Source organism: Actinomadura sp. NTSP31, assembly GCF_041951385.1.
Taxonomy (GTDB): domain Bacteria; phylum Actinomycetota; class Actinomycetes; order Streptosporangiales; family Streptosporangiaceae; genus Spirillospora; species Spirillospora napierensis.
Genome location: NZ_JBGNUT010000023.1, coordinates 90,147 through 105,208, shown reverse-complemented (window position 1 = coordinate 105,208; position 15,062 = coordinate 90,147). Strand labels below are relative to the sequence as shown.

The 15,062-nt window shown below is 75.1% G+C and carries 12 protein-coding genes; 8 read left to right on the top strand and 4 right to left on the bottom strand.

The features are described from left to right. The first annotated feature begins 91 nt into the window (after nt 1-91). Nucleotides 92-3,484 carry a hypothetical protein gene (locus ACA514_RS32740; protein WP_375045139.1) on the top strand — a complete coding sequence of 1,131 codons (3,393 nt, stop codon included), beginning with the start codon at nt 92-94 and terminating at the stop codon, nt 3,482-3,484. 58 nt (nt 3,485-3,542) lie between these two features. Here the strand turns inward: ACA514_RS32740 and ACA514_RS32735 are convergent, their stop codons facing one another. Together ACA514_RS32735 and ACA514_RS32730 are read right to left on the bottom strand one after the other, a co-directional pair. Then, on the bottom strand, nt 3,543-4,637 hold the full coding sequence (locus tag ACA514_RS32735) for a glycosyltransferase (protein ID WP_375045138.1): 1,095 nt from the start codon (nt 4,635-4,637) through the stop codon (nt 3,543-3,545). Nucleotides 4,638-4,919: 282 nt separating this feature from the next. Continuing rightward, the gene (locus ACA514_RS32730) at nt 4,920-6,353 is read right to left on the bottom strand and encodes an LCP family protein (protein ID WP_375045137.1); all 1,434 of its coding nucleotides are present in this window, start codon (nt 6,351-6,353) and stop codon (nt 4,920-4,922) included. Nucleotides 6,354-6,491: 138 nt separating this feature from the next. Between ACA514_RS32730 and ACA514_RS32725 the strand changes: the two genes are divergently transcribed. From ACA514_RS32725 to ACA514_RS32710, 4 genes are all read left to right on the top strand, one after another. Continuing rightward, nucleotides 6,492-7,436 (top strand): DUF6177 family protein, encoded by a 945-nt coding sequence (locus ACA514_RS32725; RefSeq protein WP_375045136.1) that lies wholly within the window; start codon nt 6,492-6,494, stop codon nt 7,434-7,436. 117 nt (nt 7,437-7,553) lie between these two features. Further along, complete coding sequence (locus tag ACA514_RS32720; RefSeq protein ID WP_375045135.1) at nt 7,554-8,276, top strand: VC0807 family protein; 723 nt, start codon at nt 7,554-7,556, stop codon at nt 8,274-8,276. Between the two features lie 44 nt (nt 8,277-8,320). Beyond that, complete coding sequence (locus tag ACA514_RS32715; protein WP_375045134.1) at nt 8,321-9,319, top strand: hypothetical protein; 999 nt, start codon at nt 8,321-8,323, stop codon at nt 9,317-9,319. A gap of 33 nt (nt 9,320-9,352) precedes the next feature. Next, nucleotides 9,353-10,780 carry a DUF1266 domain-containing protein gene (locus tag ACA514_RS32710; protein ID WP_375045133.1) on the top strand — a complete coding sequence of 476 codons (1,428 nt, stop codon included), beginning with the start codon at nt 9,353-9,355 and terminating at the stop codon, nt 10,778-10,780. 46 nt (nt 10,781-10,826) lie between these two features. Here the strand turns inward: ACA514_RS32710 and ACA514_RS32705 are convergent, their stop codons facing one another. Beyond that, nucleotides 10,827-11,306: a hypothetical protein gene (locus tag ACA514_RS32705; RefSeq protein WP_375045132.1), complete on the bottom strand. Its 480-nt coding sequence runs from the start codon at nt 11,304-11,306 to the stop codon at nt 10,827-10,829. Continuing rightward, nucleotides 11,303-13,033: a CpaE family protein gene (locus ACA514_RS32700; protein WP_375045131.1), complete on the bottom strand. Its 1,731-nt coding sequence runs from the start codon at nt 13,031-13,033 to the stop codon at nt 11,303-11,305. The genes ACA514_RS32705 and ACA514_RS32700 overlap by 4 nt, the downstream gene beginning before the upstream one ends. Nucleotides 13,034-13,344: 311 nt before the next feature. Between ACA514_RS32700 and ACA514_RS32695 the strand changes: the two genes are divergently transcribed. From ACA514_RS32695 to ACA514_RS32685, 3 genes are all read left to right on the top strand, one after another. Then, nucleotides 13,345-14,112: a hypothetical protein gene (locus ACA514_RS32695; RefSeq protein WP_375045130.1), complete on the top strand. Its 768-nt coding sequence runs from the start codon at nt 13,345-13,347 to the stop codon at nt 14,110-14,112. Between the two features lie 235 nt (nt 14,113-14,347). Further along, nucleotides 14,348-14,755, top strand: coding sequence for a YbaB/EbfC family nucleoid-associated protein (locus ACA514_RS32690; RefSeq protein ID WP_375045129.1), 408 nt, complete (start codon nt 14,348-14,350; stop codon nt 14,753-14,755). Continuing rightward, a complete protein-coding gene (locus tag ACA514_RS32685) occupies nt 14,752-15,054 on the top strand; it encodes a WXG100 family type VII secretion target (protein ID WP_375045128.1) in 303 nt (100 codons plus the stop codon). Before ACA514_RS32690 ends, ACA514_RS32685 begins: the two co-directional genes overlap by 4 nt. Nucleotides 15,055-15,062: the final 8 nt, after the last annotated feature.

The following is a 15,062-nucleotide window of genomic DNA, read 5'->3' as shown; positions in this document are numbered from 1 at the left end:
CGGACCCTCGGCGCGAATGCGCCATTATCATCGCTCACGACGATCGGACACGCGGGCGACGTGTACGGGACCTGAGGCTGGGAGTGCGGGCGTGACTTCGACCGGAAAGCAGGATGGCGACCACGGTCCCGGTGAGGGCGGGGTCGAGCGTCCCGAAGCCGGGCGGCCCGGGCAGGCGCCTCCGCCTCCCCAGTGGCTGAACGAGCCCGGCGGGACCGGGCCGTCCGGTGCCGCGCCGCTGCTGCCGGATCCGGCCGAGCAGCCGCCGCCGTTCGGCGAGCCGCTGCCGGAGCCGCCGGACGACGAGTCCGACCGGACGATCAGCGACATCGACATCAGCGGCACCATGCGCACGCAGGTGTTCTCGCCGGGTGGCCAGGGCGGGCAGGCCGGCCAGGGCGGTCAGGGCACCGGTGCGGGCGGCGAGTCCGCGCGTCCGGCGCTGCCCCCGTTCCCCGGCGCGCCCGGCGCCGAGCCTCCCGGCGGCGCGTTGGGCGACCGGACCATCCTGGACGCCTCCGACTGGCTCGGGGGCGCCGGCGACGATGACGACGCGGACGTCACCCGCGTCGAGCGCCCCGCCGCCCACAGGCCCCAGGCACCGGCGCAGCCGCCCGTCCAGCCGCCCGCGCAGCCGCCCGCGCCGCAGCAGCAGCCCGCGCCGCAGCCCCCGGCGCCGTCCCCGCAGCCGCCCGCGCCGTTCCCCTTCGCCCAGGACATCCCCGGCACGCCACCGGGGCCGGCACCCGAACCGTTCCCCTTCGCCCAGGACATCCCGGGCACGCCGCCGGCGCCCGCGCCCGAGCCGTTCCCGTGGGCGCAGGAGATCCCCGGCAGCCCGCAGGCCGCGCTGCCGCCGACGCCGCAGGCCCCCGCCCAGCCCGCGCCGCCGCAGCCGGGCATGCAGCCTTCCGCGCCCGAGCCGTTCCCCTGGGCGCAGGAGATCCCGGGCGTGCCGTCGCCCGCACCGCCCGCGCCCGAACCGTTCCCGTACGCGCAGGAGATCCCGGACGGCCCGCCCGCGCCGGCCGCCCCGGAACCCTTCCCCTACGCGCAGGACATCCCGGGCGTGCCGTCGCCCGCGCTCCCCCAGCAGCCGAACGGCGTGCAGCCCATCGCGCCCCCGCCGGTGATCGACGAGCCGTGGCGCACGACCGCGCCGGGCGGCAAGCGCGACCGGACCCGCAGGAGCCTCAAGAAGCCGCTGCTCATCGGCGTCGCCGCGGTCGCCGCGGCGGCGCTGGTCGGCGGCGGCGTCGTGCTCGTGCCACGGCTGGTCGGCGGGAGCGACGACACGGACGCCGGCGACGGCGGCGCCAGGCTGGCGGGCGCGCTCTTCCCGGTGAACCACTCGACCCAGACCGACGGCCGCGACCAGCAGATCACCGGTGTCGCGGCCGTCGGGTCGACCGTCGTCGCGGTCGGCGGCGAGTCCGAGCCGGCGAGCGCGCGCGGCCTCTTCCTGGTCTCCGCCGACGGCGGACGCACGTTCAAGCCCGCCGCGCTCAAGGGCGCCGGCGGCGCGGTGCCCGCGCCGGGCGACGTGCCCGCCGCGGTCGGCGGCTCGTCGCACGGCTGGGTCGCCGTCGGCACCCGGGCCGACGGCGGCGCCGTCTGGACGAGCAGCGACGGGCGCACCTGGACCAGGCAGCCCGACCCCGTCGGGGACGTGTTCGGGCGGAACAGCCGCGTGCAGCGCATCGTCGGCACCGACTCCGGTTTCCTGGCCATAGGCGAGCGGAGCCAGAAGGGCGACTTCAGCGACGCGGTCCCGGTCGTCTGGCTGTCGGGTGACGGGCGCCGCTGGGAGGCCCGCTCGGGCGACCAGATCGGGCTCGACGTCGAGAACGCGAAGTTCTCGCCGGTCGAGGCGGCCGCCGGCGGCAAGGTGATCCTGCTCGAGGCGCTCATCACCCCCAAGGGCGGCAAGCAGGGCCCCTACCGCAAGGTCTGGCGTTCCGAGGACGACGGCCGGACGTGGGCGGTCTCGGAGGTGCCGGTGCCGAAGGGCAGCCGCGGCCTGGTGATCGGCGGCGGCCCGGCCGGCTTCGTCGCGGTGCGCGAGGTCAAGGCGTCCGGCGCGCCGGCCGGCCAGGCGTTCGTCTCCAAGGACGGCGGCACCTGGACCAAGGCCGGCACGCTGACCACGAGCGGCTACCGGCGGACCAGCCAGCTGCTGGTCGACGAGCGGGGCTACGCGGCCGTCGTCGTCCGCGGCCACGACGTGCTGGTGTCGCGGAGCGCGGACGGGCGGAGCTGGCAGGACGCGGGGACCTCGGAGACCAAGGCCGGGCGCAGGCTCACGGCGGCGGCGCTGGCCGGCGAGCAGACGGTGGTCGTCGGCAGCGAGCCCGGCGGCGGCGACGCCGACCCGCTGCTGAGCGTCTGGGACGCGCGCGGCACCGCGATCCCCGTCGATCTGACGAAGGTGCCCGGCGCCCTCCGGCCCGACCACACGGTGCAGGACGTCCGGGCGGCCGGCGGCCTCACCGTCGCCGTGGGCAGCGCGTCCGGCGACGCCGACGTCTGGACGTCCAAGGACGGCGCCTCCTGGCGGGAGGCGCAGGGGCTCGGGGCGGCGTTCACCCGGCCCGGACCGCAGCGTCTCACCGACGTGACCGACGGGAAGGCCGGCTGGCTGGCGGTCGGCTACGACCAGGCGTCGCCGCGCCGCCCGCTCGTCGTCACCTCGGCGGACGGGGCGGCCTGGCGGGCCGCCGACGCCGCCGCCCCGTTCGCCGCGAACAGGAACGGGGTGCCGGTCACGGCCGCCGCCGCGAGCGGCCCGGCCGGGTACGTGATCGTCGGCACGGAGGGCCCGTCGGCGGCGACCTGGTTCTCCGCGGACCTGAAGAACTGGGAGCGCGGCAAGAGCGCCGCCCCGAACGCCCTGGAAGGCCGGGCGGGGGCCGGCCACTGGATGCTGGACGTCGCCGCCGGATCCTCCGGCTACATCGCGGTCGGGGGCGGCCGCGGCGGCAGCGGCAACCATCCGAACGTGTGGACCTCGCCGGACGGCAAGCAGTGGACGCTGCAGGAGCTCCCGCTCCCCGGCGGCGTGCAGGAGGGGCACTTCACCCACGTGGCGGTCAAGGGCACCACGGTCGTCGCCACCGGGATCGCGGCGACCGGGAAGGGGCTGGGCTGGCTCGGTTACGTGTCGGCCGACTCGGGCCGGACCTGGCGGCCGCTGGCCGCGCCCGGCGGCGGGACGAACCTCACGGTGACGGCCCTCACGGCCACGCCGAAGGGCTTCGCCGCCACCGGGACGACCGGGGAGCCGGGCGCGACGGACGTGGTGTCGTGGACGTCGGCGGACGGCTCGTCGTGGAAGGCGGCGACCCCGTCCGGCGAGGGGCTCTCGGGCGAGGGCGACCAGCGGATCACCGGGCTGGGCGTGGCCGGGAACTCCCTGCTCGGCGTCGGTGACACCGTCGCCCAGAGCGGTGAGCAGCCCGTCCTGTGGAGCCGTCCCGTCCCGTAGGGGGCCGGGGCCCGCGCGGGCCCCGGTCTCGGCGTGCTCCCCGCCGGGGCGGCGCCGGTCAGCCTTCCCTCGGGTCGGCGGTCGTCGGGTCCTGCGCGCCGTAGGCGGGCCAGATGTCGTACCCCGTCTGGACGTCGTCGTCGGGACGGGCGTGCTTCGGCCGGTACGCCGGCCGGTCGGGGACCGTCATCGTCGGGTCGGGGCCGGACGCGACCGGGTCGCGGAGGGCCGCCGGCGCGTCGGGGACGGCCATGGTGGGCAGCCGGGCCGCGGCGTTCGCGGCGGCCGCCTGGGCGGCCTCGGCCGCCTTCGCCGCGTTGCGGCGGGCGCCGTACGGGGCGACGAGCATCCGGTAGAACGGGCGCCGGATCGGGGTGGGCACGAGGCGGTAGCCGCCCCGGACGATGACGTTGCGCAGGTACTGGCGCCGCGAGATGAAGCCCTCCGCGAGCATCTCGCGCTGCAGCCGCAGTTCCGACCGGAGCAGCTCGCGGCCGCCGCGGCGATGGTAGGCGCCGTCGCCGACGCGGTAGTAGACGAGGGGTTCGGCGACGTTCACCAGGCGGGCGCCGGCGGCGATCATCCGGACGAACAGCCAGTAGTCCTCCATCAGCGGCAGGTCGCCGTAGCCGCCGGCGGCGATGACGGCGCTGCGCCGGTAGACGACCGTCGGATGGTTGAACGGGTCGTGCAGCCGCGAGTAGCGGACGATGTCGCCGGGGTCGCTTGGCGGGATGCGGCGGCCGACGACGTCGCCGGTGTCGCGGCCGAACTCCAGCAGCCCCGCCCCGACCAGTTCCGCGCCCTGCCGCACCAGCGGGACCTGCAGCTCGAAGCGGTGCGGCATCGCGATGTCGTCGGCGTCCATCCGCGCGACGATGTCGTGCCGGGCGGCCTGCAGTCCCGCGTCCAGGGCCGGGCCGAGGCCCCGGTTGACCTCCAGGTGGACGAACGTCACCTCGACCGGGCTGGTCGCCGCGAGCTCCTTCAGCGCCACGGCGATCTCCGGCGGGACCGGGCCGTCCTGGACCAGCACCACCTGGTCGGGGCGGAGCGTCTGGTCGTCGACCGCGCTGCGGAAGGCGTCCCGGACGTACTCTTCCCGGTCACCGCCGTAGACGGTCATCAGAAGGGTGAAGGGTTCGGGCTGCATCGGTCCGTTTCCGGGTGGGGCCGTGGCGGCCGTCGGAGCGCGAGCCGCGGCGGGGGCGTGGCCCGGGAGCGGCTCCTCGGGGGTGCTGGGGTCGGGCGGGGCGGGTCGGTCTCAGGAGCGGTGACGGGGACGGGGGCGGGGCGCTGATCGGAAACGTCGCCCTTCATGTGACGCTTTAGTGTGGTTGATGGTTGCGCGCCGCCAAGATACCGGTGTGGTGGGACTGATGACGATGGAACGTGCCCGGCCCGGCCCTGGTGAGCCTGCTGCGGGGTGTCCGGTTCAGGCCTGGGCGCATACGTCGCGGTCGGCGCGGATCTCGCCGGCCACCTTCGGCACCGCCGCGCCGCCGCCGCTCAGCTTCGCGCCGTCCTTGCCGATGACCAGATAGACGTAGCCGGCCTTCGCTTTGGACCAGGCGGCCGACGGGTGGCCGGGGACCGCCAGCGCCGTCCGCGCGGCCTGCCTCTCCGCGCCCCTGCCGTAGAGGATCTTGGTCTTGGACGCCGACTTGACGGTGCCGACCTTGACGACCTTGAAGCCGCGCTCGGCGAGGGCGTCGGCGGTGCGCTGGGCGAGCCCGTGCTCGCCGGTGCCGTTGAAGACGCCGATCCTGACCTGGGCGGGCGGGACGGGCTGCACCTTCTGCTGTGCGGGCACCGGGGCCGGGGCGGGCTCGGGCGGGGTGTTGTCCTCGCGGACGGCCTGGAAGAGCGGCTCGGCGAGCTGCTGGTTGAACTGGACCCGGTTCTTGTCCTTCGGGTAGGCCATCGTCGGGACCGTGACGAACCGGACCTTGCCCGCGCTCATCCCGCGCAGGCCGCTCGCGAGCTTCTGCATCACCGACAGCGTCAGCTCGTCGTCGGCGTGGATCGACTTGGTGACGGCGGACAGGAAGTTGTAGGTCCGGCCCGGGTCGGTCAGCATCCCCTTGTCGGTGGCCTTCTTGACGACCGAGGCCATGAACGCCTGCTGCCGCTTGATCCGGTCGAGGTCGGAGCCGTCGCCCAGCACGTAGCGGGTGCGCACGTAGCCGAGCGCCTGGTCGCCGTGCACGGTCTGCTTGCCCGCCTTGAGGTGCAGTTCGGCCTTCGGGTCGTTGACGGGCTTGTCGACGCAGATGTCCACGCCGCCGAGGGCGTCCACGACCTGCTTGAAGCCGGAGAAGTCGACCTCGACGAAGTGGTCGATGTGGATCTTGGTGACCGCCTCGATGGTGCGCCAGGTGCAGGACGGGCCGGCGTTGGAGAACGCCGAGTTCAGCATGCCGAGGTAGGCGGGGATGGTGGTGCCGTTCTTGCGCTTGCAGCTCGGGACGTTGACCATCGAGTCGCGCGGGAAGCTGATGCCGATCGCGCCGGCGCCGCCGGGCGAGATGTGCAGCAGGATCGTGGTGTCGGAGCGCTCGCCCTGCTCGGTGCCGTACTGGGCGTTGGCGCCCTGCCGGCTGTCGGAGCCCATCATCAGGATGTTGATGGAGTCGTTGAGCTTGGCGGGCCGGTCCTTGCCGAGCTTGTCCCTGACGTTCTCGCGGTGGATCTGGCCGTCCAGCCGCCGCCAGAACCCGTACGCGGTGAGGCTGCCGCCGACCAGGACCACCGACATCGCGATCGAGACCCAGCCGAGCACGCGCCAGAGGCGCCCCCGCGGCGCCGGCGGTTCCGGCGGCGATGGGGCGCTGTAGTACACCGGCGCGGGTGGGGCGGCTCGCTGCATCCGTAACATTTCAGCACAGATTGGACAGCGGTCACCCCTGTCACGGGAAACTCGGCCGGTAGCGGCGGGCCAAGGGGCCGCGCGGCCCCCGCGGACCCGCTCTGGGCCCCGCGGCGAGGTGGCTAGACTCCGGTGAAGATGAGCATCGTAGACGCGCTGACCGACCAGGCCATGGTCGTGCTGCAGGACCGGCCGGTCGTCGCGCTGAGCGCCTGGCTGAACCGGGCCCTCGGCGAATGCGCCGCCACCGGCCGCACCCTGCAGCTGGTCACGCCGCTCGCCACCCGGCTGTCCCTGCCGCTGCGCAGCGCCGCGTCCGGCGCCGAGCTGCAGTGGATCGTCCACAACGACGACGGCTACTACGAGGGCCTGACCGGGCGCCCGATGAAGTGGGGCGGCGCCGCGTTCGTGCCGGTCCCGGAGGCCCGCGACTACGCGGCCGGGTTCACCACCCGCCCCGCCGCCCCGATCGGCTCGCAGCTCACCCTCGTCTACCGGATCCGGCACGGCGCCGACGGGCACCTCGGCGGTCCCGTCGAGCGGCTGCTGCAGCTGACCACCGGCAAGCTGCCCGCCGGGCTCGGCCCCGCCGAGCCGCTGGAGCACCCGTGGCGTCCCGACCGGCTCACCGAGTACGCCCGGGCCCGCTCCACCGCCCGGCTGCTCGTCGTCGGCGACGGCCCGCGCCCCGCGCACGCGATCTGCGACTTCACCGCGACCCAGGGCGGCGGCGTCGCCGAGGTCAGCACCGTCACCGTCGGCTACGGCCCGGAGGACCCGCCGCCGCTGCAGCACCTCGGGTCGCTGGTCGGCGCGCTCGCCGCCGACCAGCCCGTCGCGTCGCTGTTCGTGCAGCTCACCCCCGGCCGCGCCGACCTCACCACCGAGCCGCGCTGGACGGGCGCGCCCGCCCCCGTCGCGCTGGCCGTCGCGGGCGCCGTCGGCGGGCCGAACGGGATCCCCGGCCAGCAGGTCGGGCCGCCGCGCCAGCCGCTGACCATGTTCCCGCTGGGCGACGGCCGCTCCCAGGACGGCTGGCAGCGGCACAGCCTGCTGATGCAGCACCTCCAGTCGGCGTCGTAGCGTCCCGCCCGCCGCGGTGACATTTGTCCCGCCGAGCCGTGGACGGACGGATCTGCCGGGCCCGTCCGGTTCTCGCGAAGCTGGGACCACCGCAAGCGAGACGCCACGGAGGGCCCGATGAAGATCCAGCAGACGCACGCCGGCGAGCAGGCGCAGGCCGCCAGGGCGCTGGCGCCGCTCGCCGTGGACGTGGCCGTCCCGCTCGCCGTCTACTACCTCGCCCACCAGGGCTTCGGTCTGGACCTGGTGGCGTCGCTGGCGCTGAGCAGCGTGGTCCCGGCCGTGCGGACCGTGGGCGGCGCCGTCCGGAACCGGACGGTCAACGGGCTCGCCGGGCTGATGCTGGCGGTGAACGCGGCGGGCATCGCGCTCGGCTTCGTCGCCGGCGACCCGCGCCTGATGATCGCCAAGGACTCCGGGATCAGCAGCGTGATCGGGCTGTCGATCCTGGTGTCGGCGTTCGGGGCGAAGCCGCTGATGAGCGCGGGGCTGAAGCCGTTCCTCACCAGGGGCGACGCCGCCCGCGAGGCGGCGTGGGACCGGCTGCGCGCGGGCTCGGCGCGGTTCTGCGGGCTGGAGCGCCGCTTCAGCGCGCTGTGGGGCTGCGCGCTGCTCGCCGAGTGCGCCGCGCGGATCGTCGGCGCCTACACCGTCCCCGTCGAGACGATGGCCTGGCTCGGGACCGTCATGCTCGTCGCCGCCATCGGCATCGGCGCCGTGGTGGGCGGCGGCGCGTCCGAGCCGATGAAGGAGATGGTGGACGCCGAGGCGCGCGCGCCGCAGGAGCGCGAGACCGCGGCCCCGGCGGCCCCGGCGGCCCCGGCGGCCATCGCGGCCTGAGCGCCGGCGAAGACGAACCGAGCACCCGCAGAGAAGGCAAGGACATGCGCGCACGAGGCATCAACTACGACACCGGCTTCTTCCCCGGCGGCCGCGACAGCCGGCCCGGATTCGACCGGGCGGACGTCCGGCGCGACATGCGCGCCATCGCCGCCGACCTGCACTGCAACGCCGTCCGGATCAGCGGGGGCGACCCGGACCGGCTGAGCGCCGCCGCGGAGGAGGCGGCCGCCGCCGGGCTGGAGGTGTGGTTCGCGCCGTTCCCGTGCGAACTGGACACCGGCGAGATGGCGGCGCTGTTCGCCGAGTGCGCCGCGCGGGCCGAGCGCGTCCGGCGCGGCGGCGCGGAGGTCGTGCTGGTGATGGGCTGCGAGGTCAGCCTGTTCGCGAAGGGCTTCGTTCCCGGAGACGACGTGTACGCCCGGATCCAGGCGGTCATGTCCGGCGACCCGGAGGTGTACGCCGCGATGGGCGACGTCCCCGGCCGCGTCAACGCGTTCTTCGCCGACGCGGTCGCGGCCGCCCGGGAACGGTTCGGCGGCCGGATCACCTACGCGGCCGGCCCGTGGGAGGACCTCGACTGGGGACCGTTCGACCTCGTGTCCGTGGACGCCTACCGCGACGCCGGGAACGCGGCGCGCTACCGCGAGGAACTGCGCGGCCACTTCCGGCACGGCAAACCCGTCACGGTCACCGAGTTCGGCTGCTGCACCTACCGGGGCGCCGCCGACCGGGGCGGCACCGGATGGATGATCGTCGACCGGGGCGCCGAGCCGCCGCGGCTGACCGGCGACTACGTCCGCGACGAGCAGGAACAGGTCCGCTACCTGCGCGAACTGCTGGAGGTGTTCGAGGCCGAGGGCGTCGACGGCGCCTTCTGGTTCACCTACGCCGGCTTCGGGCTCCCGCACGACCCGGCCGACCCGGCCCGCGACCTCGACATGGCCTCCTACGGCGTCGTCGCGATGGCCCCGGACGGAACGCGGTGGCCCAAAGCGGCCTTCCACGCCCTCGCCGCCGCATACGCCGCACACAGCCGATGATCTACCCGTAACGGATGAGGTACGGTCCCCTTCATGGGAGCGGACGGCCAGCTCGGCGCGCTTGAGCGGGCCGTCGAGGGGACCCTCGCCGAGGGCGCCCTGGAGTTCGACGACGACGAGGCCGTGCTGCGGATCGAGGGCTCCCTCGTCCTGACCACCGGCTGGTTCCTGTCCTGCGCCGCCGCCGGCGTCGTCCTGCTGCTGTTCGGCGCCGTGCTGTCGCTGACCGGGCTGCGGGACGCCGCGACGTGGGCGCTCGCCCCCGGCGCCGTGATGGTCGCGCTCGTCCTGGCCTTCCTGCTGGCGCTGCGGTTCACCCCGCTGCCCGCGCTCTGGCCCGAGCTGGAGCTGCGCTTCACCGAGCAGGCGATGGTGCACCGGCGGACCCGCGTCCCCTTCGGCGACCTGCGCCCCGAGCACCTGGTGTGGAAGAACGGCCGGTTCTTCCGCCGGCTGTACGTCCGGCACCCGTCGCTGCGCAAGCAGCTCGCCGGGTTCTTCGAGAGCGAGGAGCGGCAGGCCGAGGAGTTCCAGCGCCGGCTCTGGGAGCTGATCTCCGCGCCGGACCTGCCCGGCGTCCTCACCCACGGCAGCGACCTCACCCCGGTGCAGCGCTGGATCATCGGCGCGGGCGCCCCGTACGGCGCGATCAACGGGTTCCGGCTGGACCGGCTCGGCGCCGCGCCCGGCGAGTCCGCGGCGGCGGCCGACCGGCGCACCGCGCAGGAGCTGCTGCGCGAACCGTGGGGCGCCTACGACCTGGAGCAGCTCCTCGCCGCGGTGAACTGGCTCGTCCAGGAAGGGCACCGCGCCGACTTCACCATGGACGCCGGGATCGCCGCCCGCCCGCGCGAGCTGCAGGAACGCTACGCCGCGCTGCTGCGCGAGGTGGACGGGCTCATCGCCGCCGACCGGCTGGAGCCGCCGTTCGTCGAGCGGCTGATCGAGCTGGTCCGCGTCCGGTACGGGGACGAGGGCGCCGCGTACGCCAAGCTCGTCCCGCCGCTGCTGCGCGACGAGCCGGGCGCGGACGCCAGCGAGGAGGGCGGCGAGCTGGCCCAGTTCCTGCACCGGCTGTTCAACGACCGCGACCACGCCGGCGAGGAGCTGCACCGGCTGGAGGTCCTCGCCGACCCGGGCCTGCGCGACAACGTCGGCCGGTTCCTGATCTGGGACTACGCGCGCGCGTTGATGCTGTACCGGTGGGGCCACATGGTGGGCTGGCTCACCGAGGAGTACTGCTGGGAGCGGATGCTGCCGCTCGCCCTGGACATCCAGCGCCGCTACACGTCCTGGCACGACATGGCCACCTGCTACCTGCAGGGCCGGCTGCTGTGGTCGGGCGGCGGCGGACGGGCGCAGGCGGAGTACGACCGGCTCGTCGAGCACCTGGCCGGGGAGCGGCGCAGCCCGTGGAACCTCGTGCCGTGGGACCTCGACCTGACCCGCGACTGGCCCTGACCCGCGGCTTCCCGCAGCGGCCGGTCAGCCGCCGGTCAGCCGCCGGTCAGCCGCCGATGACCCCGCCCTGGTAGGCGGCGCCGTCCGGCGCGTTCCGCGGGTCGCCGGGCACCTCGGCCGCCGCGCCGCCGTCCTCGCCGGACGCCCGCCAGCTCCGCGCCGGGGCGTCGCTCTCCCCGTCCGGGTACACCGTGCCGCCGAGCCAGTGCACCAGCGAGTCGGCGAACTTGCGGGCGACGCGCGGCGCGTCCGGCAGGTCGCTGACCGCGCGGATGTCCACCCACCAGACCGGCGCGACGACCCGGGCGGCGAACTCGGCGCCGAGCAGCCGGCCGATCTCGCCCTGCACCGACACCTGCACCGCGTCCTCGATCGCGACCAGCAGCCGGCCCTCGGCGTCGTACAGCAGGGTCGGCTCCGGCTCGCCGCCGCGCAGCTCCAGCGGCTCGCCCATCGCGATCATGCCGTCGGCGACCGCGTGCACGTCCGGGCGGCGGCGCACCAGCGCGACCAGGTCGCTGCTCATCGGGCAGCCCCCGCGCCGAGCGAGCGGGCGAACACCTCGTGCACCACCTGGATCCCCGCCATCCGCGCGGCGGCCGACACCCGGCCGAGGTCCAGCGAGCTGCCCGTCGCCAGATGCCGGTCGTAGGGCACCGCGACCACCGGCAGCCCCCACGCGGTGAGCATCTGGTGGGCGCGCTGCAGGTCGGCGCCGACCTGCGGGGCGTGCGACACCATCGCGATCACGGTGCGGCGCAGCACGTCCTGCTGGTCGTTGGCGACGAACCACTCCAGCGCGCCGCGCGCGCTCAGCGCCCCGTCGACGGTGCCCGGCGTCACCAGCACGAGGCCGTGCGAGCCCGCGATCACCCCGCGGTTGACCTCGGTGAGGATGCCCGCGCCGCAGTCGACGACCGTCGCCGCGACGTACCGGCTCACCGCGCTCAGCGCCGTCTCGAACGTCTCCAGCGTGAACTCGCCGGCGATCCGGCCGCCGCGCGTGGACGACAGCACCCACAGGCCGTCGGGGGTGCGGGTGAGGAACCGCGCCGCCTCCTCGAACGACTGCGGCTGCTGCCCGGCGAGGTCGAACAGCGACAGCTGCGAGCGGACGCCGAGCCGCAGCGGCAGCGAGCCCAGCTCGGCGTCGGCGTCGGCGGCCAGCACCCGGTCGGCGCGGTGCCGGGCCAGCTCGGTCGCGATCAGCGCGGCCATCGTCGTCTTGCCCGCGCCGCCGCGCACGCTCGCCACCGCGATCTGCCGGGAGCTCGGCACGGACCGCTGCATCATCTCGGTGAACGCGGCCAGCAGCCGGGCCTCGCGCGCACCGCCGCCGACCGCCTTCAGCACGCCGCGCCCGACCCGGCGGGCCAGCGCGTCGCCGTGCTGGTTCCTGCGGACCAGGTCGGTGGGCGGGATCTGCTGGCCGCCCGCGGGGCCGGGCGCGGCGGGCTGACCGGGCAGGCCCGGGTGGACGGGCGCACCGGGCTGGCCGGCCGCGGCCTGCTGCGCCGCGGCGGCCGACGGGTCGGGCCAGGCGGCCTGCTGCCCGGTCTGCTGCCCCTGCTGCTGCGCCGCCTGGTCACCGGCCGCCGGGATCGCGCCGAGGACCGGGTTGACCGCGGCCTCCCAGTCGAAGTCGGAGTGCACGAGCGGGTCGGCCTGCTGCTGCGGCTCGGCGGGGACGTCCGCCGCCTGCTGGGCCGCCAGCTGGGCGGCCTGTTGCGCCGCGGCCTGTTGCGCCGCCGCCTGCTGCTGGGCGGCCTGCTCCTGAAGGGCCTGCTCCTGAAGGGCCTGCTGCTGCGCCGCGTTCTGGGCCGCCTGCAGGGCCGCTTGCTGCGCCGCCTGTTGAGCCACTGCCTGCTGCTGGGCGATCTGCGGGTACGGGACCGGCTCGGGCGCCGGCGGTTCGGGGAGCAGCGGCGCCGGTTCGTCCTGGACGTCCTGCGACGCCTGCGCGACCTGCGGGAACGGCGGAGCCTCGGGGACGGGGGCCGGTGCCTCCGGTGTCGGCTGCGCGGCGGGCCGCTGCACCGGCCGCTCGGCCGGCGCGGTCGCGGCCTGGGCCGCCTGCGCCGCCTGCGGCGGGACGGACGCGGCGGGGGCCCGTTCCTGGGCAGGCTGGGGCGGCGCGTCGGCGCCCCACGACCCCTGTGCGGGGCCGGACGGCGTCGCGTCGAGGACCTGGAGCCCCCGCCGGGAAACGCCGATCTCGCGCAGTACCGCCTGTTGCCAGCTGGAGTCGGACACCTGCCTCCCCTCTCCCCGCCAAGCCTACGAGACACCCGTCGCCCCACGCACCGCCGCGGGCCCGGGGGCGGCGCCCGGACGGGTGCGGGGGCGCCGTGCACACCGGTCTCACCGGCACAGACGACCTCAGACCGGCGATCTGCCCTGAAATCACCATTACCTGCCCGCTACTCTTGCCGGACCTCAATCGGCACCCCGCCACGTACCATCCGCCCGGAGCGAGCATGAACCCCCCTGAATGGCCCGGCCAGCCCCCCGGCGGGTCCGGATTCCCCCCGGCCCCGCCCGGCCCGCCGATGCCCGGACCCCCGATGCCGGGTCCCCCGATGCCCGGCCCGCCGATGCCCGGTCCGCCCGGCGCCCCGATGGGCTTCCCGCCCCCGCCGCGGCGCAGCGGCGGCGGCGGCCCGCTCGTGCCGCTGCTGATCATCGGTGTGGTCGCGGTGCTCGCGGTCGTCGGCGTCGGCGCGTTCTTCCTGCTCAGCGGCGACGACAACGACGACCCGCCGATTGCCGTGCGGACGCCGGCCTACCCGACCCCGTCCTTCCGGACGTCCACCGCGCCGTCACCGCGGACGTCCATCGGCGGCGGCACCGGCGACCCGGCGAGCGTCCTGTCCCGGACGATCCGGACGGCGAAGGGCAACACCTTCACCCAGGCGGGCACCCGGAACGAGTCGTGCGCCACCCGCGCCAACGCCAAGCTGCTGGCCGCGCTGCGCACGCACCCGTGCATCGGGCTCATGCACTCGGCGGTCTACGCCAACCCGGGCCGGACCATCATCACGTCCGTGTCGATCATGACGCTGGCCAGCGACTCCGCGGCCGCCAGCGTGCGGGGCGTCACCGACCGGAGCGGCTGGCCGAAGCTGCTCACCCCGTCGGACGCCAGCGGGCTCCCGCAGCCGCGGGCGAACCCGGCGTACTGGACGCGCACCTGGTCGCAGGGCCGCAACGTGATCTACGCGCAGTCGTACTGGAAGAACGGCGGCCCGACCGGCGGGCGCACCGGCCAGGTCTTCGCGACCGCCGGCGAGCTCGGCGTCGAGGTCACCAACACGCTGCTGTTCTCCAACTGATGGAACGGCCGGGCTGATGGACCGTTCCCGCGCGGGAGCCGGACGGGCGGGAGGGCGGCGGACGGCAGGCCGCCCGTCCCGCCCCCGCGCGGTAACGCCTCCCCGGCCGACCGCGATCACCAGGGAACGGGTTGCGACATGAGCGAGGAAATCACCATAATGATCCCTCTCTGTGTGTCTGTGATCGTGCGCGGTCGCGGGCTCGTTCAGCTCCCGACGAACAGAGGGGTCCCCCGTGCGCGCTGAATGGCAGGCGCATATCGACGAACTCCTGCAGACCTACCAGGAGAAGCGCCGGCAGATCCAGGAGATGCAGTCCCGGCTCGAGACCGTCGAGGCGTCGGCCGAGGCCGCCGACGGCATGGTCCGCGTCAAGGTCGACCGGCAGGGCCGGCTGACCTCGCTGGAGTTCGACCCCCGGGTCTCCCGCAAGCTCGGCAGCGAGGAGCTCGCCGGCGCCGTCATGGAGGCGTCGAAGAAGGCGCAGGCGGACGTCGCCGACCAGTTGCGCGAGGCGATGCAGGGCCTCGCCCCCGAGGGCGGGTCCGGTCAGGGCGGCGGGTTCGACATCGCCAAGCTGCTGCCCGAACGGCCGGACGACATCGAGGCCGTCCGGCAGCGCCTCGGGATCCAGCCGCAATGACGTTCGACGGCTACGAGGTCGACACCGAGGCCCTCAAACGCGCCGGCGGCGGCTTCGACACCAACGCCAACACGCTGCAGCAGATCCTCACCACCCTCAACTCGGCGCTGCAGGCGGAGGGCAAGTGCTGGGGCGCCGACGAGACCGGCCAGAAGTTCGAAGAGGGCTACGCCGAGCCCAGCAAGAGCGTCCTTGAGGCCTTCCCCAAGCTCAAGACGGGGCTGAACGGCATCAAGAAGGGCGTCGACGAGATGGCCAAGGAATACAAGAAGGCCGAAGACGCCTCGAGGCTGAAGTGAGCTGATCC

Coding starts and splice junctions, on each gene's coding strand:
- ACA514_RS32735 (WP_375045138.1), bottom strand. CDS start 4,637: ATGCAGCCCGAACCCTTCACCCTTCTGATGACCGTCTACGGCGGTGAC.
- ACA514_RS32730 (WP_375045137.1), bottom strand. CDS start 6,353: ATGCAGCGAGCCGCCCCACCCGCGCCGGTGTACTACAGCGCCCCATCG.
- ACA514_RS32725 (WP_375045136.1), top strand. CDS start 6,492: ATGAGCATCGTAGACGCGCTGACCGACCAGGCCATGGTCGTGCTGCAG.
- ACA514_RS32720 (WP_375045135.1), top strand. CDS start 7,554: ATGAAGATCCAGCAGACGCACGCCGGCGAGCAGGCGCAGGCCGCCAGG.
- ACA514_RS32715 (WP_375045134.1), top strand. CDS start 8,321: ATGCGCGCACGAGGCATCAACTACGACACCGGCTTCTTCCCCGGCGGC.
- ACA514_RS32710 (WP_375045133.1), top strand. CDS start 9,353: ATGGGAGCGGACGGCCAGCTCGGCGCGCTTGAGCGGGCCGTCGAGGGG.
- ACA514_RS32705 (WP_375045132.1), bottom strand. CDS start 11,306: ATGAGCAGCGACCTGGTCGCGCTGGTGCGCCGCCGCCCGGACGTGCAC.
- ACA514_RS32695 (WP_375045130.1), top strand. CDS start 13,345: ATGCCGGGTCCCCCGATGCCCGGCCCGCCGATGCCCGGTCCGCCCGGC.
- ACA514_RS32685 (WP_375045128.1), top strand. CDS start 14,752: ATGACGTTCGACGGCTACGAGGTCGACACCGAGGCCCTCAAACGCGCC.